The organism is Shewanella sp. HL-SH4 (assembly GCF_051164845.1).
Taxonomy (GTDB): Bacteria; Pseudomonadota; Gammaproteobacteria; order Enterobacterales; family Shewanellaceae; genus Shewanella; species Shewanella glacialimarina.
Window position 1 is genome coordinate 846,081 of the sequence record NZ_CP195037.1, and the last position, 19,990, is coordinate 866,070.

Consider the following 19,990-nt stretch of genomic DNA (forward strand, 5'->3'; position numbering starts at 1 on the left):
GAACCTTAGGTTTAGTAAAGGCATAAAGTTATTCGGTTTTATCGCTGATAGCAATTCTGTTAGCCATTAAACGGGCTTTTGCACGAATTTTAGCTTCTAGCCCATCAACAATATTATTATTGTCAAAACGCTCTTTTTGACGTTCACCATCATCATAGTAACCACTTTTGTTACTGCCACCCGTTAGGCCTATGTGGGAAACCAAGGCTTCACCTGGTCCATTAACAACGCAACCAATAATGGATACATCCATAGCTGTTGTGACATCTTCTAGGCGGCGTTCTAATTCATTTACTGTTGCTATCACATCAAACTCTTGACGAGAACAAGATGGACAAGCAATAAAGTTAATACCACGGCTGCGAATACGCAGTGACTTTAAAATATCGAATCCGACTTTGATTTCTTCAATTGGATCTGCGGCTAACGAAATACGTATTGTATCGCCAATACCTTCGGCGAGTAACATGCCTAATCCAACTGCTGACTTAACGGAACCAGAGCGTAAACCACCCGCTTCAGTAATGCCTAAATGCAATGGTTGTCTAATTTGCTTAGCCAATAAACGGTAAGATTCGACCGCAAGAAATACATCGGAGGCTTTTACGCTGACTTTAAATTGATCAAAGTTAAGACGGTCTAAAATATCGACATGACGCATAGCCGATTCAACTAGCGCTTGAGGTGTGGGTTCACGGTACTTATCCATGAGATCTTTTTCTAATGAACCACCGTTAACCCCAATACGGATTGGAATATTTTTATCGCGTGCGCATTCTACCACACTGCGGATACGGGCTTCATTACCTATATTGCCGGGGTTTATGCGTAAACAATCTGCGCCGTATTCAGCCACTTTTAATGCAATACGATAATCAAAATGAATATCAGCCACTAAGGGTACATTCACTTGCTGCTTAATGAGTTTAAATGCCTCGGCTGAATCCATAGTCGGTACTGAAACACGTACAATGTCAGCACCCACTTTTTCTAGGGCAAGAATTTGCGCAACTGTAGCGGCTACATCATCGGTTTTTGTATTGGTCATCGACTGCACAGCAATGGGTGCGCCGTCACCAATCGGGACGTTTCCAACATAAATGCGTGTTGAAGGTCTGCGGATAATTGGAGATTCGTTATACATGCAATATTGCTCTACTAATTTTTGTCAATTTGGTTTTATCAATTTGGCTAATCAATCAGCGTAAAAAATTGATTCATCAGAATGCATAAGCAATTGAGTTAGCAAAATAACAGCAAACCCAAACTAGGACTATGGCTTAGTTAACGTTAATCGCGCCACACGGCCATTAGTATACTCAGATAAATCAATATTATTGCCATCAACGGCTAACGTTACCGACTGTGGCGCACCCAAAATCAACTTGAAAGGCGCTTCACCTGTAACTTTAACGTTATGCCCTGATTTTTTAACACCATCGATCAACACTTTACCAGTAACATCGACAAGGTTAATCCAACAATCAGCTGTCACATCCATAGTTACAACTGAGGTACTAGCACTAGAAACTGTATTATTGTCAGCCATAGCAGATGGTATTGAAGCTATAGGCGCTGGCACAGTGACACTAGGCTGTTGAGTCGCGCTTAGGTTATCGCGATTAGCAGAACTATTGTTACTAGAGGCATTACTATTGCTAACAAGGTTATCAGTTTGATTGACTTCACTTGTACCTAGATTGGTTTCTGCAGCATTTTGAATTAATTCATTCTCTGTAGTACCTACTTGCTCAGATTGCGGATTAGTAGGTTCAATTGCCTCGATGGAACCAGTCGCGACATCTCTTTGAGTCGGCACTAACACCCCAGATTGAGTATTGGCAGTTTCAGCTTGTATTTCTTCAACTGTTGGTAAAGCGAAGCTAGGCTCAGTTAATACATCTGATTTCTGTACCCACCATAACACCAACATAGCTAGCAAAATAATCACAATCGCATAGGTGACCAAGTTTACTCGGCTATCCCTAGCTTGACGGGTTGTTTTACGCGAGAAACTTTGCATCGTTGGAGGGACATATTCAGGAATTTGCTGATCTAGGCATTGCTTTATTAAAACAATATCGGCATCAACAAAACGCGCGTAGTTCTTGATATAACCACGTGCATAGGTATTAGATGAAATATTAGTAAAATTATCAGCTTCGATATCATTCAGAATTCTGGGACGTAAATGCAGCTGCAATGCTACCGCCTCAACAGTAACACCTTTTTTCTCACGCGCTGCTTTAAGTATTGCCCCGACGGTGGCAATGTCATTTAATACTGCTGCTACTTCAGTAGTTTCGTCTAATTGTTCTTTTATCATTTAAGCAAGTTTGCTCTATATTCTTTGGCTTGAGAAGATGTTGGAAATTTGGCTATCAAGGTAATACCAAATCGTTTCATGGCGTTAATGTCGCCAATTTCCTGTTCTATTTTTATCCCTAACGCTAAGCTTTCTGCAGTTTCATTCGCAACCTGATGATATCTTGATAAAATATTGCGAGCGTCTGCATAGTCGGCATCATCCATGGCCAACTCTGTCAATCCAATTAATGTGTTGCCTCGACGCGGATCGTATTTTAACGCCATCTTAAAATACTGTCGCGCTTTTTCTGGTTCACCGTTATTACGGCTGCACACACCTAAATTTTCATAACTTGATGCGACTCGGGTATATTTGGGTGTTTCTATCGCTTCTAATAGCATGGTTTCAGCGCGAGCATATTTTTTCTGCTGGCATAAAAACACACCAAAATTATTTTTAGCATCACCAGACGCATCACTGGCTTTAATTGCATCACCGTAGGCGTCTTCTGTGCGTGTTAAATCTCCCACAGTTTGATAATAATAAGCCATAGCAACATGAACTTCACTTATGTGTGGTGCAAATTCAATCGCTTTATCTAAATTATATTTAGCTTGCTCGCCATTACCAAGACGTAAATACGTGAGCCCTAATTGCATACGTTCACGCGCTGCAGCAACTTTATCAATATCTCGCTCTGCAACAGGTATGTCTGTACCGGTGTAAGTTCGTTCGGTAACACAGCCACTTAAAGATGCACCTAATAAACCCACTATTGCAATGTACTGTATTCCTTGTTTCATTTTATGGCCTATTTATTGTGCAAAACAAAGAGTTAATCCATTGTGACTGAAATCTGGTTTTGTTGCATTTGTTTTTTTGCTAAACGTTTGGTGCGGTCACGGATATCACCAGCCAGTTGACCACATGCTGCATCAATATCATCACCACGGGTTTTACGTACAATCACAGTTAAACCGTACTCCACAAGGACTTTAGAGAAACGATCAATACGTGAATTAGAAGAACGTCCATAGGGCGAACCTGGGTAAGGATTAAATGGAATTAAATTTATCTTACAAGGGGTGTCTTTCATTAGTTTGGCTAATTCGTGCGCTTGATCTGTACTGTCGTTGATATGATCGAGCATGACATACTCAACAGTAACGCGACCACGATTAGCATTAGACTTAGCTAAATAACGACGAATGCCGGCTAAGAACTCTTGTAATGGATATTTTTTGTTAACTGGAACAAGTACATCACGTAGCTCGTCATTAGGCGCATGGATACTGACTGCTAACGCCACATCGATTAAATCACCTAGTTTATCAAGTGCAGGCACAACACCCGATGTTGATAGAGTTACTCGACGCTTAGAAAGACTAAACCCAAAATCATCTAACATAATGTCCATGGCTGGGATAACGTTAGCAAGGTTTAATAACGGCTCGCCCATTCCCATCATTACTACGTTAGAAATAGGACGGTCGCCGGTATCCTTATGGAAACCTAAAAATTGCGATACACGCCAAACTTGACCGACAATTTCAGACACGGTTAAGTTACGGTTAAATCCTTGCTGCCCCGTAGAACAGAAAGTACATTCAAGTGCACAACCTACTTGAGAAGACACGCATAAGGTTGCACGTCCTTCTTCAGGTATATAAACGGTTTCAACCTCTTGACCTTGACCGACGTCAATAGCGAATTTAATTGTGCCATCATTTGATTTTTGAAAACTGGCAATTTCAGGTGCAACAATTTCACATCTAGCAGCAAGTTTAGCTCGCAATGCTTTGTTTATATTGTTCATTTCTTCGAAGTCGCTAACGCCAAAGTGATAAATCCACTTCATTAATTGATCGGCACGGAACGGTTTTTCACCCATTTCGCTGAACAATGCTCGCAGTCCTTTACGATCAAGATTTAATAAATTGATTTTCTTTTCACTCATTAGCCTAACCTCAAACACCTAAAACCTGTAACAGGGCGGCGAATTATACAGGCAGCGTCACGTTTTAGCCAGTATATCTGGATTTAACAATATGAATATATGATAATAGGCCTTGGCAATATTGCCTGCTATTAGGAAGTTTTCACCACATATATGTTAACTCTGTTTTTTATTGTATTTATCGCTATTGCGATTTCGTTTTTTTGTAGTGTTTTTGAAGCGGTTCTTTTATCTGTAACCCCGAGTTACATTGCCAATTTAAGAGAATCCAATCCTAAAATTGCCGCTTTGCTTGATAAGCAAAAAAAGAATGTCGAATCTCCTCTCGTATCAATTTTAACCTTAAATACCATCTCTCATACTGCCGGCGCAGCGGTTGCTGGTGCTCAAGCCTCTGTGGTATTTGGCAGTGAAATGCTTGGGGTATTTTCTGCGGTATTAACATTTTTAATTCTATTCTTGTCAGAAATCATTCCTAAAACTGTAGGTGCCAATCATTGGCGAAAACTTGCGCCAACGGTGTCGGTATGTTTGTTTTGGATGGAAAAATTAGCACTTCCGCTAATTTGGATGTCACAAAAAGTCACGATTCTTTTGGGTAAAGGTGAACAAGGCCAATACATTCGTCAAGAACTCAGCGCTATGACCAAAATGGGTAAAGACAGTGGCGAGTTGGGTGAGCAAGAGTCACAAATTTTAATGCAAATGCTGTCAGTAAAAGACATGAGTGTTGCTAATATAATGACGCCTAGAACGGTAATTTTTAAACTGCCCACTCACATTAGTCATTCAAAGTTTATTGACCAACACCTAACCAGTCCTTTCACTCGTATTCCTTTATATGAGGGTGACCGTGACAATGTGATTGGTTATGTTAATCGTAATGATATTTTGCTCTCGGCCCGCCAGACACCAGAAATGCCAATTGGCGATCTGCTAAAAAGCTTACTGGTTATTCCTGCATCCGCAAAAGTACTGCCACTGTTTCAAATGATGATAAAACGTAATGCAAAAATGGCATTAGTGGTTGATGAGTATGGTTCAAGTGAAGGCATTGTCACTATTGAAGATATTATCGAAACGTTAATTGGTTTAGAAATTGTCGACTCCAAGGATTTAGCGCCAGACATGCAAGCATTAGCGCGAAAGCTATGGTTACGTCGAATTGAAAGTAAAGGCATAGTGCTATCAAATGATGGCGAAACCCATTAATTCATAATCAAATAAGATTCAGATAGCGTATAGGCTAAACTGAATCATAAAGCTAAGTTTATCCTTGCTTAACGTTATCACAGCTAAAGTATCCCTAAGATGATACCGTTGAGTGAGGTAAATTAGTACCTGCTGATCTAAAAATGCTAGCATAAGGGCAATCAGCTGAGGAAAAAAATGTCAAAATCTTACCGTTTATCCATTGCCCACATTAATGATACCCACTCTAACTTTGAGCCAAGCCAGGTCAAGTTTACCCTGCAACATCAACAGCAAGCTTACAGCCTAAAAGTCGATACAGGCGGATATGCTCGTCTGGGATATCGCATTGAACAAGCGCGCCAGCAAGCACATGCTAAACAACAGCCGTTCTTATTTCTTCACGGTGGCGACAGCTTCCAAGGCACACTGTATTTTCGTGAATTTCAAGGTTCAGCAAACGCCCATTTACTCAATTTACTTAAACCCGATGCTATGGTACTTGGTAACCATGAAATCGATGCTGGTAACAGTCCAGTAAAAGCCTTTTTAAATCGCATCGAATTCCCGTTAATGGCCGGTAATATGGACTTAAGCCAAGAAGAAACCGAAAAAGAAGGTATATTGCGTGATCACCCTCAATTATTAGATTACAACGTTGAGCAAGGCATTGCTAAAACCTTAATCAAGCCTTTTTATGATACGCAAATGGCCATTATTGGTATTACGTTAGATCAAATGCCGCTGATTGCCAGACCTGATCCTGACACCTTGTTTGTCAACGCTATTGAAACGACTAAACGTACCGTAGATGCATTACATCAACAAGGGATAAAACATATCCTAGTGTTAAGCCACTTAGGGTTAGATCAAGACCGAGAACTTGCCAGTAAAGTCGATGGTATCAGTCTAATTATTGGCGGTCATTCACATACCTTACAAGGTGATTTTAGTGCCGTTGGCATGTCTCACCTTCCCTACGGCGAAACCGTTAATAACACTCCTATTTTTCACGCGGGAAAGTATGCCGAAACCATAGGTCTACTTGAGCTATCTTTGGATAAAGAAGGCAAAGTGTGTCAATTTACTGGTGATAACTACTTTATGCTCGGTAACAAGGTGGAAGTGAGTCAAGCATCTGATGAGGTGGTAGCGGACACACTACAACACACACTCATCAATACTCTTCGCCAGCATCCGAATATGCTTAACGCTGCGCAAGATAATGCCATTGATGAGGTGATTCAATCACAGTATCGTCCTGCTTTAGTGGCATTAGAAAGTCAAATATTGGCCCATATTCCAAAAGACTTTATTCATACTCGCCTGCCCAGTAAACATTTTCCCCACGGCAGTGAAATTGCGCCTTGGGTCAGTAGAAGCATGTTTAAAGCGACTCAATTAGTTGAGCCTAAATTGGATTTTGCACTGCACAATGCTGGTGGCGTAAGGCAATCACTCAGTAAAGGTCAGCTTTCCGTAGCCGATGTATTTGGCCGTATATTACCTTTTGAATTGCCCCTAGTGACCTATCAAATCAAAGGCGAATACATAATTGAGGTGCTAGAGTCGACCATTAACGCCGCCACCAATAATGGTGTAATAGGCACAGGTGCAGGAAGTTTTCCATACCCATATGGGATCCGTTATAGCTATGATGGGACCCAACCTTTAGGCGCCAGAATTACCCTTATTGAAGTGTATCGAAACGAGCAATGGGTGCTATTACAGCCTAATGAGCTTTATATCGGGGTATCCAGTTCTTACACAGCGACTGGACGTGAGGGATATGGTGCACTTTTAAAAGCCCTGTGGCAGCAACCGGTAGAAAGTAAAAACCTACCTGAAGCATTTATTGACTTTGTTTGCCAGTATGGTTACAAAATAGGTCAGCAACAAATTGTGAATATTAATTACATTAGCCATAGATAATTTTTGGCTTGGATCACAGACGGTAGCTATCTCGCGTGTTTTAATGACGCCAATACTAAAAACAATTAAGGAACATTAATGAAAACAAAATTGATTAAAGCACTCGCCGCTACAATGCTTGTTTTAGGTGTGTCATCGGCCTGGGCTGAAGGTGTTGTCCATCAAGGTGAAGTTATTGATACTATGAATGGCGGTGGTTATACCTATGTTCAAGTTAAAGAAGCCGATAAAACTTATTGGGCTGCGGGTCCTCAAGTTGAAATCGTGAAAGGCGACAATGTTGAAATGTCTGAACAAATGTGGATGAGCGACTTTAAAAGCGCAAGCCTGGACCGTACCTTTGATGAAATTATGTTTGTCGGTCATATTATTAAAAAGTAACCATCGATTTATGGCTGATACTGCAAAAAATTTATACTTTAATAATCGGTTAACCCTAGCTAAGTTAACTTAAACTGAGTTGACCGATTTTTTAACCCTCCTGATAAAATACCATGACCCAACTAAACATCGTTAGTTTCCTGCCTAGCCACGCTGCTGATATCAGCCATATTTATCATCAGTCAGTGCAAGCCATTAACCATCCTAGGTATAATGATGCCAAAAAAAATGCTTGGTCTGCAGCGCCTCGCTCAACCAAGTATTGGCTGCAGCAATATAAACTTAGCAAAGCTTGGGTCATTGAAGATGAATTCAAAAACGTATTAGGATTTATTGGTCTTGAAACAACATACCAAAGCCGAGGATATATAGATTGTCTTTATGTGCACCCAGGCTACCAACACCAGGGTTTAGCCACTCAGTTGCTTCAACACGCGCAGCAATGGGCGACTGTGCAACACTATAACCAACTCAGCGTTGATGCATCATATCTATCTAAACCCCTATTTGAGAAAAATGGCTTTGTATTAGTTAAATCAAATTTACGGGTAAAGAAAAATCAAACTTTAGCGACGTTTAACTTAATCAAATCGTTGTGATTTTTTATTTAAAAGTGGTTGTAGCATGCCTTCAAGCCCATTCAACTTCACCTCGTACATTAATGCTAACTGCTGACCTAACTTGCCTTCAGGAAACCCTTTGGCGTGAAACCAGACTAAATAGGGTTCGGGTAATTCTAATAACTTTCGCCCGGCATATTTACCAAAAGGCATAGTCTGGTTAATCGCTTCAAGTAGCTGCTGCTCATTCATGTGTCTGCTTTGCCTCGATATAAAACAATTATTTATATTATTTTGAAATAATAAAATAGAAAATAGTTATATTTGATTATATTAAAACAATCATTCTATTCAAGCACCTTAATTTAATAAAATCGTTTTTTAAAATATCCGCTTCAAGCGGCTCATTTCATTAACCTTTTGGCAACATTGACACTGTCTTCCCATCAGGGTCAATTTTTTGTCTAACAACAGAATAGCGTCAACAAAAAAACATCTAGACAGTTTATAAAAAGTGTCAAAAATCAGCTAATTGACGTGCCATACCACACAAGATTAAAGTAAAGCCATATCACTCAATAATGAGGGGCAGGTAAATGATTATTCTAGTTGGTGGCGAAAAAGGCGGTAGTGGTAAAAGCTGTCTAGCCCAAAATATCGCTGTATTTCTTACCAAAGAAACAAAAGCCAGTGTCATTATGGTCGATTGTGACCCACAACGAACAACATCAGATTGGATCCAAGCGCGTAACAATAATCCACAACTACCGCCGATTAACTGTGTGCAACTTTACGGAAAAATCCGTAATGATTTATTAAGTCTAGAGCAGCATTATGACTATGTTCTGGTTGATTGCGGTGGTCAAGACAACCTTGCCCTTAGAGCAACAATGTCAGTTGCATCACATGTACTCATGCCACTTAGGCCAAAACGACGTGATCTTAAAACCGTCAGCCATATGGATGATATTGTGTCTACTTGTATGATGATCAATCCTAAAATGCGCGCCGCCTTTGTGATCACTCAATGCCCTAATTTACCTAATCAAGCTGGGCGAATTTTAGAAGCAAAAGAGGTCTGTCGTACCTATGACATTGACGTATTAGAGGCAATTAATTACTGCCGCAACATTTATGATGACAGCGAAGAATCGGGTTTATCGGTTATTGAAATAGAACCTAATGGTAAAGCGGCTGAAGAAATGCGCGCAATAGCATGTGAGTTACTGCAAGCTGAAAATGCTAAGCAAATAATGGAACAGCGGTTATCGCCGCGAAATGTCACTTCACTGAGGGGGAATTATGGCACTGGCCGATCTCAAGAAAAACGCCTCGTCATGTAAATCGAGTTTTAAGAGACAGATGTCTGTTGAAGAGTTTATCGACACTGCCAGCTTATATGCACTAGGACAAACCCATGAGTTTGCTCGGTCCAGCAACGTTGTCGACTTTTTACAATGTCGTGATAACAAACGCGCAATAGCGTCTATTAATGTAAAAGCTGAATCAGTAACCCCCCAGGTCAGTAAACAGCCTTTTAGACGTGCCACATTTACCTTAAGTGAACAGGCAATTAATCAGTTGGCTCAGTTTAGCCAGGCGAGTCAATTAGCTAAATCAAAATTAATCAGGCATTTGATCGCAGAACACAACCTGTTATCTGATGAAGATAAACAAAAGCTTTATCAAAAGTTTGAATTAGAAACTCAACTTAAATCTATTCCTACATAGTCATAAAAGTAGTATTGCTCTATCCCCACCCTTTTTACTGGCAGCATTAATTGTATGCCAGTTTTTTTATCTGCTTGAAAATTGATTAACATTACCCCATCTCTTGTTTATCACCTAAATTAGAGCCTGCTCATGATTGCCATTATAATTGTCTCCATTATTGCTACTGCAGCAATAGGTTGGATAACCAGCGCCTCATTTAGACAAGAACGTCATCGCCAAAATGTTTGCCAGCAAGCTTTCCCTAAATCATGGCGCATTATATTGCGTCATCGATTTCCGTATTTTAAAAGCATGCCAACTGATTTACAGCTACAGCTTAAGAAACATATTCAAATTTTTATAGATGAAAAACAATTTATTGGCTGTGACGGACTGATGATTACCGATGAGATGAAAGTCACGGTTGCTGCACAAGCTTGTTTACTGCTGCTTAATCGTAAAACGGACTACTACCCTAACCTCAAGCAGATTTTAATTTACCCACACGCATTTATCGTAGAACAACAAAAAGTCGATTTTGCTGGTGTAACATCACAGCATAGAAGTGTCTTATTAGGTGAGTCGTGGGGAAATGGTAAAGTTATTCTGTCATGGCAAAACACGTTAAATGGCGCAGCAGACCCTTATGACGGTGAAAATGTGGTGATCCATGAATGTGCTCATCAACTCGATCAAGAAAATGGTCCCGCAAATGGCGCGCCGGCATTAAGACAAATTAAAGATTATGCCCATTGGTCATCCACGCTAGGTAAAGAATTTAATCAGTTACAGTATTGCGCGTCACAGCAAATACCGTCATTATTCAATTACTATGGTGCGACTAATCCAGCAGAGTTTTTTGCGGTGATAAGCGAAACCTTCTTTGAAAAACCAAAACAGTTCTTTCAACAACATCCTAAACTGTATAACGAGTTAAGTCAGTTTTATCAATTAGACCCAATACATTGGCACTAAAAGTATCATTTACTCAAGGCTAATATATTGCCATATACTTATCAAAAATACTGAACATCTGTTTTTTTACAAACAATAACAATGATAACAACACCACATTAGTTTTATTTAGCAGGGATAACCATGCAATCAATTATTCATAAACTTGGCTTTATCGCAGTATTACTCACAACGGTTAGTGCATTTGATATTAATGCTAATTCGCTACAACATCTCGATAGTGAAACCACTGCAGAGCAAGCGAGTAAAGCGGTAACAAATAAAAGTAATCAACAAACACTTGCAAGTGAGCTAAGCAGTGATGAAACGCCAGCTGTTATCACAAACCTAAACCAAGTTGACCAAGCATTAGATAGCCAGGGCTTAACAGAAGAAGATAGTCACAATGTTAATGGCTTACTCAACCAGCTACATGAAAGTGCCATGTCGGCTGACTGGGAAAGCTATTTTAGCTTATATCACCCAGATGCGATTTTTATTGGCACTGACGCCAATGAGCGTTGGAATATGGAGCAATTTAAACAATATGCAACACCCACTAATGGCTGGCGCTATGATCTTCAAGCTCGTCATTTACTTCAAATTGGCGATGTTATTGTATTTGATGAACAGCTTTATAGCCCCTCGTACGGCATTAGCCGTGGTACTGGTGCGCTAATTAATACTGAACAAGGCTGGAAGATAGCGCAATATCATTTAAGCTTTCCCATTCCAAATGATAAAGCCAAACGTATCACATCGTTAATTAAACAATAATACGGCTATTACTAATCGAAAAAACTCAAATTAGTTATATTAAAAAGCCCTTAGTGACTTATCATTAAGGGCTTTTTTTAAGTCGATAAATAATGTAAAACTTATTTCATTGCCACGCTAAAGCACACATTAGCAAGTTGTGAAAAATGGGTAAAAGCATCAAAATCAGCTTGTTCAAATCGTCTAAATGAAGCATGCCTATCAGCATAAAAAACACCTAACACCTTAGTGCCAACCATTAGCGGTGCAATTAAAAAGCCTTCTCGCGACAAGTCTTCAGTCAGATCACTAGCCAAACTTTGTGGCTCAGACCCACTGACTTGAGATACCCAATAGGGTTTCTTTTGTTCAATACACTGGGCAAAAATAGATTTGTGATCCGTTAACTCAATAACAAAATTAGTTTTCATGGTTTGCGCATCATCACCCATGGCGACTCTTGGCAGCAGCGTTTTTCGATTAGGTGACAATAACAACACCCCGCAACGGTCTACCCCTACACCGGTAAATATCCCTTCTAACGCAGTTTGCATTACCTGATTAAAGTCGGTTTTAGTAATAGCAAAACCCGTTAACTCACGTAGTTTAGTCAACTGAATCGATAAATTGGCCTCACGCAGTATGCTTTCAGGTTGAGGAGCATCAAGTGATTCAAACACTTTTTCAGTATCGGGAATAAATTCAACTAATATTTTAGCACCATAATCGACCGCTAATTTATGGGTAACTTGATTACAACGCACTAAGCGTAAGTTAAACTCTTCAATGCTAATATCAAGCATATCAGCTGCTTGCTTTAACCGTTTTTGAAAACCTTGCGGATCTAACTGAGGCTGGGCAATAGACTCAGCCAGTTTATCGGCTATAAAAATACACCGAATTTCAGGCATACGTTCATCGGGGTTATTCAATGCTTTAAGTAGCATGCCACCTAAGCCCCAGTTTCTGGCAATGCCTTGGGTTAATTGATTAAATGATGTCCCAAGCTCACCACGGATAATACTTAACTGCTCAACACTATCAGGATTGGATAGCAATTTTGCATCCAATTCATCCACCAATGTGCCACCCGTACTCCAAAAAGCACTTTCACCAATGCGATAGAGTAATGTAGCAATAAACACTTCTTCTCTTAAGGCTTCATCACGATCGCTCACCATCATACGGGCGATCATTGCCCCATGAAACGATTGGGCCATCAGCTTTAATAAGCGTTTAAATACACTGTCTGAAAGGTTATGACTTTCAAGTAAACTGGATAACAATCTAGCAGTTAGGCAGATATTTCTAATGGTATCAAACCCTAGTACCACAGCCGCTCGGCTAACGGTAGACACTTGATTAATACCTTTATTGTAAATTGCGCTGTTAGCAACCCGTAAAATGCGTGAAGTTAATGCATTATCGTGCATCACACTGCGACCGAGTAACGATAAAGAGGAGACGTCATCCTTGGCAAGCTGCTCTAAATCTCTAACGGTTGAACATAGGGCTGGCATCTCTTGATCACTAATGCGCTTGGTCCAATATTCAACACCTTTATGAGATTGATTGGCTGTCATAGTTGTCTTTTTTGATTAAATAATTGTTGATATATTGTGACAAGTATACTCAAGATAACCCAGTGATGGAGATCTTATTAATATCCAAGTTGATATTATGTGATTTAGCATAAAAAAAGCGGCCCATAAAGGGCCGTAACACAAACGAATTGGTTAAAAACTTACGGGTAGGAAGTACACCAACAATAAGAATCAACGACAAAGCTTATGGGCTTATGATCCAAAAAGGTCGGATAAAAGTCCCGTGCGGCCTGTAGGAGAACCGCACGGGGTTACAACAGTCGCAAAGCGACTAAACTGTAAAACGGTACATTTAAAACTTAAAACGGCTCTTTTCAGTTGAACCAGTTAGTGCTGTTACTGAAGGCTTACCACCTTGAATACAGGTTGTGGCTTGGTCGCAATAACCTGAACCCACTTACTGCTGGTGAAACACGAACATATTACTTTTTCTCTGCGACTGCGAGTCAGTTATCACGGCAGCACCTAAGATTCTATAATTAAATACTGTTATATTAAGCAGTTAGTAGCTCATATCCTGGTAACGTTAAAAAATCTACCAATTCATTTGATGTAGTAATTTGCTCAAGTAATTCAGCGGCTTTTGCAAACTGGCCAGCTTGATAACGTTCATCACCTAATTCTTGTTGAACATTCACTAGCTCTTCTGCCAGCATGCTTCTAAACAAATCTTTAGTGACTAATTTATCGTTAGATAATGTTTTGCCATGCTGGATCCACTGCCAAATTGAGGTGCGTGAAATTTCAGCGGTTGCAGCATCCTCCATCAAACCGTAAATTGGCACACAGCCATTACCTTGGATCCAGGCTTCTATGTATTGCACAGCTATACGAATATTAAGACGCATGCCTGATTCAGTGCGTTCACCATTGCATGGTTCAAGTAATTCAGAGGCAAGAATTGGCGCGTCAACATCACGGGTAATGTGCAATTGGTTAGTTCTATCGCCGCCAATATAATCATTGAATATTTTCATTGCGGTATCCGCTAATCCTGGGTGTGCCACCCATGTACCATCATGACCGTTACGGGCTTCTAGCTCTTTGTCACTACGCACTTTTTTCAGTACAAGTTCGTTAGTTGCTTCATCTTTTGCTGGAATAAATGCCGCCATACCGCCCATGGCTAGTGCACCACGTTTGTGACAGATTTTAATCAACAAGCGTGAATAAGCGCTTAAAAATTTGGTGTCCATGGTCACCGCCTGGCGATCAGGTAAGACTCTGTCAGCATGGCGTTTTAAGGTTTTAATATAACTAAAAATGTAATCCCAACGGCCACAGTTAAGTGCAACTATGTTTGAACGCAGTTCATAGAGAATTTCGTCCATTTCAAACACAGCAGGCAAAGTCTCAATTAAACAGGTACATTTAATCGTGCCAGGTTTTAAGCAAAAACGTTCTTCAACAAAGGCAAACACTTTTGCCCACCAGCGCGCTTCAACATGACTTTCAAGTTTAGGAAGATAAAAATAAGGACCTGAATTATTAGCCAATAGCTGGTGATAGTTATGGTAAAAATATAAGGCGAAATCCATCAAACCGCCTGGAATAGCTTGGCCTTTGTATTCAACATGTTTCTCTTTTAAATGAAGACCACGAACACGGGCAATGAGTACCGCAGGATCGGGGTTTAGCTTATATTGTTTACCATCTGGCGAGGTAAACTCAATATCACCACGAACCGCATCACGCAAATTGATTTGCCCTTCAACCACTTTCTGCCAGCTTGGCGCTAATGAGTCTTCAAAGTCCGCCATAAACACTTTAACGTTAGCGTTTAAAGCATTAATAATCATTTTACGGTCCACAGGACCGGTTATTTCGACACGACGATCGGTTAAGTCGTGTGGAATACCACGAATAGACCAATTACCATCACGTATTGCACGGGTCTCAGGTAAAAAGTCAGGTAATTCACCGTTATCAATACGCGCTTGTTTTTGTTTACGCTTTTCAAGCAGCTGTGGCACTTCTGCGGCAAAACGGCTACATAAGCTATTAAGTAATGCTAATGCACCTTCGTTAAACACATTTTCTTGTCCTGCTATTGCTGGACCAGTAATCACTAGATCTGACGAGCCGCGGGGCTGTTCAGATGTTGTCTTACTGTACTGTGCTATTAATTGCTCTGCCGTCATAACCAGGCTCCCTTGACGCGACTGTCATTGTTTTTCAAACTGGTTGAACATTTCTGTTTGGATTACCGCTTTGAATGAAAAGTGACTAATAAACTCAATAATTCAGAGTAACTAAAGTTGTTTGCTTAACATGCTGCAAATTAATCTGAGCGACTTACGTTTACCGGTAAAACTTTAATTCAAATAAAACCATCAAATGTTCGTTTCGAAGTAAAAACTACGCAAAAACAGTTGTATTTGCAACAGTTACCCCTTTACCAATTCGGTAAAAAACCATCAACACCCTCAGTTTTAAAATGGTCATACCAAAAGAGAATTTCCACAACAAATTATTGAAAAAAAACAATTTAAATTACTTTCAAACTGTGTAATCAACCCTGTAAAATTAAATGGTCTTACCTAATTACCAATAAAAAAGATAGGTAATAACACACGTAATAAAAAAACATGTCGTAAATAAATAATTACAAAACTTTAGTAGAACAAACCTTTACAGCAATAGCCTCTGCGTTTTGTACTCACCTTAAGGTAACCTAATTTTTATCAATATAATCAAATGCTAATACCCTAACCAACAATCATCAAATTAAAACACTCGTTTTAATCTTACGTTAACGTAAAGTGGAGCTTTTGCAAGAACTTAATCACAGCAATAAAGATGAACGTTATCCGATCATCAACTCTATTCTTTGTGGTTTTATTGAAAAATAAGTTAATTTATTTTCATTTTTTTCGACTTTTTAGTCATTTAGCTTAGTATTTAAGCAAAAAACAGACTTAACACGATTTTCAGCGGGCGTATTTGTTACTATTTCGCAACATCAACTCAGTAGAAATACCCCGTCGCACGTAGCACTAATATACCTACGAATATCATTCAATGGCTCGATAAATCATCAAACAGATATAGGCCCTACCTGCAAGCCACACACTAAGGACCATGCTATTTGATATCACAGCCAATTCAACATCCTAAAAGGAGCAAATAACTCTCTGAAAATGTCAGCGGTGGTGACTGGCTATAAACACCAAAAAACATATCAATTTGAATAGCCGAAAGCTGGATGATTGGATGATTGAGTTATCGAGCTGCTCGACGAATGGTCTGGTAAATAAATTAATCAGCAGATAAAGCAGCTAACGATTAACCTTGCCTATTAGATATTAGCAATGATGGGAGAATGACAAACATAAACAGTGATTAGCAAGTGAAAGGTTATTTGATGAAAAGTCGGCTTTCTGAGGTCTTTTTAGGCTTTTTCTAGGCTCTTTAAAACACTAGTCAAAAACATGTACCCACTATTGTCACAGTAATAGTATAAGCGATGATGCTTATTAAAATAGCGACAACCACTATATATTCTTAATGCTAGTAACTTGCAGAATTGCAAAGAGAGTTAATTAAAGCAGCTTTTAGGCGAAGCTAGGGTGATATACCAGCACTTTATTGCGTCCTTGATGCTTACATTTATACAAGGCAATGTCAGCACGACTTAATAATGGGTCAATACTTAAATCATCACGCGTTAACGAGCTTACCCCAACACTTAAGGTTATCGAAAAGTTATGACCAGAATACTTAGTATTAATCTGTTCAACTTCTTTACGTATCGATTCAGCTAGTTTAAAGGCTGTCTTCTCGTCGGTATTAGGCAAATAAAGTACAAACTCTTCACCGCCAAGGCGACAAAAAATATCGCTAGGACGAATAACATCTTCAATAACTTGGGTCACTTTTTTTAATGTCCAATCGCCAGTTGCATGGCCAAAACGATCATTAATCGACTTAAACAAATCCAAATCTAACACTAGTACAGAAAAGTGGCGATGATTAGATAACGCTTGTACCAATTCATTTTCAGCTAAATCTTGACCTGTTTGGCGGTTAAAAATTCCGGTTAATCCATCCCGCTGGGCCTGGCGCATAAATTGATTCCGCTGCAGCCATGCCGTTAACAGTAAAAGTAATAAGCCAATACACACCCCGAACAACAAGGTCGAAAACATAATCGATGAGCTTTTCTCTTTTAAAAACAGATCTTTTTGCTGCACCATTAATTCATGTTCTTGCAACAAATTCTTATTTTCACGATTTTTCTCAGCACTATCAAAACGGGCCATTTGATAAGCATTTTGTTTATGATTACTTTCATCTAAATCTTGTAAATCTAACGCATGGGCTACTACCTGATACTGATAGGCTTTAGCATATTCCCCATCTCGGCTGGCTAACATGGCCAATACTTCATTGGCTTGCTTTTTAACATGATTATTAGACTTATCTTCGTTTAATTCGTTAAGTTCATTAGCATATAGCGCCGCTTTTTGATAATCGCCCTGGTAGAAATAAATTTTACTCAAAAAGGCTTTCACGCTGTGTATTTCAACTTGAAATTGAAATGAAAAATACCCTTCAAGAGCAGCTTCAAACAGCGGCTTAGCCAGGTCTAGTTGGCCCGATTCAAAATAACTCTCCGCCTGTCCCTTAATAGACATAATTTCTATTAACGGCTGCTCATTACTGGCGCAATACATTTCAGACTGCTTAAATAAATCATTCGCCTCGCTATAGCGCCCTAACCTTAAGGTGGCTACCGCTAAATAGACTTTGGTATAGCACTCATGTTTAGTGTCTTTACCTTGATTAAGGTTTAACACTAACTGTGCGGTACTGAGCATCTCTTCATAGGCATTTAAATCGAGCAAGATATTTAACAGACGAACATAAGAAGCGACTTTAAGGCTGGTGTCTTCAACACCTTCAATGCGGGCTAGATTTATTTCCAACATAGCAAACGCTGCTTCATAGTTTTTAAGCATCAAAAACACAGTTGTTTTATAAAGATAAATTCGAGTAAGCGACTCTTCCGACGGGGAGTAAGTTAACGCTAAGTCAAGTGCTTGGTTGGCTTGTTCCAATTCTGATAAATAAACGTATTTTGAACTCAGCAGCGTATAAAACTCAGCCAACTGAGGATGGGACAACTTATCAAGCGAACGCTCTATATCTACAATCGCGGACTCAGCTTGAGTAAAATCTGTTTGCAGTAATTTTTCAATTCGACTTAAAGACTCATCGTAATTTTCAGATGCAAAAGCACAATTGGTCAATACCAATTGTGCTAATAAACAGAAAACTAAGCCTTTATATTTCATTTGTTATTCAGTTGGCGTTGCAACCATCACATAAGACTGCATTAAACTATCGCCAAGTAGTGCTTTTAAAGCATCTAAATCACCTGACATCACTAAATCGGCCTCTTGAGCTGTTAAGCCATGTGCCAACATAACGCCTCGAGGATCCGCTTTATAAGCTTCTAGTAACCCAGCATCGACCGATAGCGCTTCGGCAAATTTTTGTAACTTTGACATGACATTCCTTTATAGTTTTTGTAATTATTTTAATAACTAGCCGATAGTATCAGCTGTTATACCTAATTTATCTAAAATCTGTTGATTTAATGTTAACTTCTTTGATGGAGGTATCATTAAGGTACTAATTGACCTAAGTTCTGCAAAAGGTAAATCACTCAAAGCAATGGTGTCAATTCTGGGTTGTTGAAATGGCAAGGTAGCCGCTTCATAAATCACCACGGGATGTTCTAACGGATACCATTGGCTCAAATGCTCAACCAATATCTCAAGTTTTGCAGTAGTGGTCGAAAACTGGGTCAGCGTATGTTCACCGGCCAAGGCAATTTGCCATAACAATAAGTGAGTGCAATTATTGGGGATATGGTTATAAAGTAAAAACTGCGTCGCCTCAAAACTTTGATGACCGACATTAGCCGGGTCTATACCTAAATCAGCCCATAAACAGGCTTCAGCAGAAATACCTGGTAGCATATTCGACTCAAAACCCTCTGCCCGGGCTTGTTTTATGGCCATATGTGCCACACAGGCAAAAATACCTGGATGACCATAAAATGCGCACACCACCAGTTTACCTTGACGTACTTCAGCTAATATAGCGTTTACCATTTCACTATAGGTATCACGTCGATTTTTAACTTCATCAGGTTTGGCATAAAAAGACTGCAGCGATCGCACATCAGCGTTTATAGCATCTAGCCATCGCGCTGCAAAACCATCGGTTACCAACGAAAAAACCACATCGGCTATTTCAATATAACTTTTACTTAAGGTGCTAATTTGACCCGCCAAGTGCATGCCTGTACCCACGCACACCAATCGGCCGACATTTTTTGACTGTTCAGATTGAGATGTTATTTCAGTATTCTGAGCTTTCAACATGACACCATTCATTGTTTATTCATTTTTATTATTAAAATACCGTAAGGCAGTGCTAAATAACATTTAATTTATTGCTCAAGCTAAACAATTTGAGTAAAAATTCCAATGTTTTTTTGCTTAAAAATACAATAAACCATTGAACTTATCACCATGGGATCAATCAAATTAGCCGCAAGTCACATCCGCCCCTTGTCATGATAGGGTTTGCTTGGGTATGATGACCAACAGAATTTAGGAAC

The 19,990-nt window shown here is 39.5% G+C and carries 18 protein-coding genes; 8 read left to right on the forward strand and 10 right to left on the reverse strand.

The features are described from left to right. Positions 1 to 28 precede the first annotated feature (28 nt). From ispG to ACRWQL_RS04690, 4 genes are all read right to left on the reverse strand, one after another. On the reverse strand, positions 29 to 1,144 hold the full coding sequence (ispG, locus tag ACRWQL_RS04675) for a flavodoxin-dependent (E)-4-hydroxy-3-methylbut-2-enyl-diphosphate synthase (protein ID WP_226410536.1): 1,116 nt from the start codon (positions 1,142 to 1,144) through the stop codon (positions 29 to 31). Between the two features lie 129 nt (positions 1,145 to 1,273). Then, positions 1,274 to 2,326, reverse strand: a complete 1,053-nt coding sequence (locus ACRWQL_RS04680; protein ID WP_434952609.1) for a RodZ domain-containing protein — start codon at positions 2,324 to 2,326, stop codon at positions 1,274 to 1,276. Beyond that, positions 2,323 to 3,111, reverse strand: coding sequence for a type IV pilus biogenesis/stability protein PilW (gene pilW, locus ACRWQL_RS04685; protein WP_434928666.1), 789 nt, complete (start codon positions 3,109 to 3,111; stop codon positions 2,323 to 2,325). Before pilW ends, ACRWQL_RS04680 begins: the two co-directional genes overlap by 4 nt. Before the next feature lie 32 nt (positions 3,112 to 3,143). After that, positions 3,144 to 4,265 (reverse strand): bifunctional tRNA (adenosine(37)-C2)-methyltransferase TrmG/ribosomal RNA large subunit methyltransferase RlmN, encoded by a 1,122-nt coding sequence (locus ACRWQL_RS04690; RefSeq protein WP_434928665.1) that lies wholly within the window; start codon positions 4,263 to 4,265, stop codon positions 3,144 to 3,146. A gap of 153 nt (positions 4,266 to 4,418) precedes the next feature. Between ACRWQL_RS04690 and ACRWQL_RS04695 the strand changes: the two genes are divergently transcribed. The 4 genes from ACRWQL_RS04695 (at position 4,419) to ACRWQL_RS04710 (ending at position 8,368) form a co-directional block, all read left to right on the forward strand. Then, positions 4,419 to 5,477, forward strand: coding sequence for a CNNM domain-containing protein (locus tag ACRWQL_RS04695; RefSeq protein ID WP_434952610.1), 1,059 nt, complete (start codon positions 4,419 to 4,421; stop codon positions 5,475 to 5,477). Between the two features lie 177 nt (positions 5,478 to 5,654). Beyond that, positions 5,655 to 7,388 carry a bifunctional metallophosphatase/5'-nucleotidase gene (locus ACRWQL_RS04700; RefSeq protein ID WP_434952611.1) on the forward strand — a complete coding sequence of 578 codons (1,734 nt, stop codon included), beginning with the start codon at positions 5,655 to 5,657 and terminating at the stop codon, positions 7,386 to 7,388. Between the two features lie 78 nt (positions 7,389 to 7,466). Then, positions 7,467 to 7,769, forward strand: coding sequence for an NrfJ (locus tag ACRWQL_RS04705; RefSeq protein ID WP_434928662.1), 303 nt, complete (start codon positions 7,467 to 7,469; stop codon positions 7,767 to 7,769). Positions 7,770 to 7,882: 113 nt separating this feature from the next. Then, entirely contained in the window at positions 7,883 to 8,368 is a 486-nt protein-coding gene (locus tag ACRWQL_RS04710) for a GNAT family N-acetyltransferase (RefSeq protein ID WP_434952612.1), read from the forward strand. Here ACRWQL_RS04710 and ACRWQL_RS04715 read toward each other — a convergent pair. Further along, entirely contained in the window at positions 8,351 to 8,581 is a 231-nt protein-coding gene (locus ACRWQL_RS04715; RefSeq protein WP_434952613.1) for a DUF3820 family protein, read from the reverse strand. The two genes, ACRWQL_RS04710 and ACRWQL_RS04715, sit on opposite strands and share 18 nt — an antisense overlap. Positions 8,582 to 8,925: 344 nt before the next feature. On the opposite strand from ACRWQL_RS04715, the gene ACRWQL_RS04720 reads away from it, so the two are divergent. The 4 genes from ACRWQL_RS04720 to ACRWQL_RS04735 all read left to right on the forward strand — a co-directional run bounded on the left by ACRWQL_RS04720 (position 8,926) and on the right by ACRWQL_RS04735 (position 11,773). Then, positions 8,926 to 9,672, forward strand: coding sequence for an AAA family ATPase (locus ACRWQL_RS04720; protein WP_434952614.1), 747 nt, complete (start codon positions 8,926 to 8,928; stop codon positions 9,670 to 9,672). Between the two features lie 19 nt (positions 9,673 to 9,691). Then, positions 9,692 to 10,060, forward strand: coding sequence for a hypothetical protein (locus tag ACRWQL_RS04725; RefSeq protein WP_434952615.1), 369 nt, complete (start codon positions 9,692 to 9,694; stop codon positions 10,058 to 10,060). A gap of 132 nt (positions 10,061 to 10,192) precedes the next feature. Then, complete coding sequence (locus tag ACRWQL_RS04730; RefSeq protein ID WP_434952616.1) at positions 10,193 to 11,017, forward strand: M90 family metallopeptidase; 825 nt, start codon at positions 10,193 to 10,195, stop codon at positions 11,015 to 11,017. A 123-nt stretch (positions 11,018 to 11,140) separates the two neighbouring features. Beyond that, positions 11,141 to 11,773, forward strand: a complete 633-nt coding sequence (locus ACRWQL_RS04735; protein WP_434930214.1) for a nuclear transport factor 2 family protein — start codon at positions 11,141 to 11,143, stop codon at positions 11,771 to 11,773. Between the two features lie 101 nt (positions 11,774 to 11,874). Here the strand turns inward: ACRWQL_RS04735 and ACRWQL_RS04740 are convergent, their stop codons facing one another. The 5 genes from ACRWQL_RS04740 to ACRWQL_RS04760 form a co-directional block, all read right to left on the reverse strand. Further along, on the reverse strand, positions 11,875 to 13,335 hold the full coding sequence (locus tag ACRWQL_RS04740) for an HDOD domain-containing protein (protein WP_434928655.1): 1,461 nt from the start codon (positions 13,333 to 13,335) through the stop codon (positions 11,875 to 11,877). Positions 13,336 to 13,850: 515 nt separating this feature from the next. After that, entirely contained in the window at positions 13,851 to 15,497 is a 1,647-nt protein-coding gene (gene aceB, locus ACRWQL_RS04745) for a malate synthase A (RefSeq protein ID WP_434952617.1), read from the reverse strand. Positions 15,498 to 16,910: 1,413 nt separating this feature from the next. Continuing rightward, positions 16,911 to 18,653: a tetratricopeptide repeat-containing diguanylate cyclase gene (locus ACRWQL_RS04750; RefSeq protein ID WP_434952618.1), complete on the reverse strand. Its 1,743-nt coding sequence runs from the start codon at positions 18,651 to 18,653 to the stop codon at positions 16,911 to 16,913. Positions 18,654 to 18,656: 3 nt separating this feature from the next. After that, positions 18,657 to 18,869, reverse strand: coding sequence for a hypothetical protein (locus ACRWQL_RS04755; RefSeq protein ID WP_226410552.1), 213 nt, complete (start codon positions 18,867 to 18,869; stop codon positions 18,657 to 18,659). A 36-nt stretch (positions 18,870 to 18,905) separates the two neighbouring features. Continuing rightward, positions 18,906 to 19,751, reverse strand: a complete 846-nt coding sequence (locus tag ACRWQL_RS04760; protein ID WP_434952619.1) for an SAM-dependent methyltransferase — start codon at positions 19,749 to 19,751, stop codon at positions 18,906 to 18,908. Positions 19,752 to 19,990 lie beyond the last annotated feature (239 nt).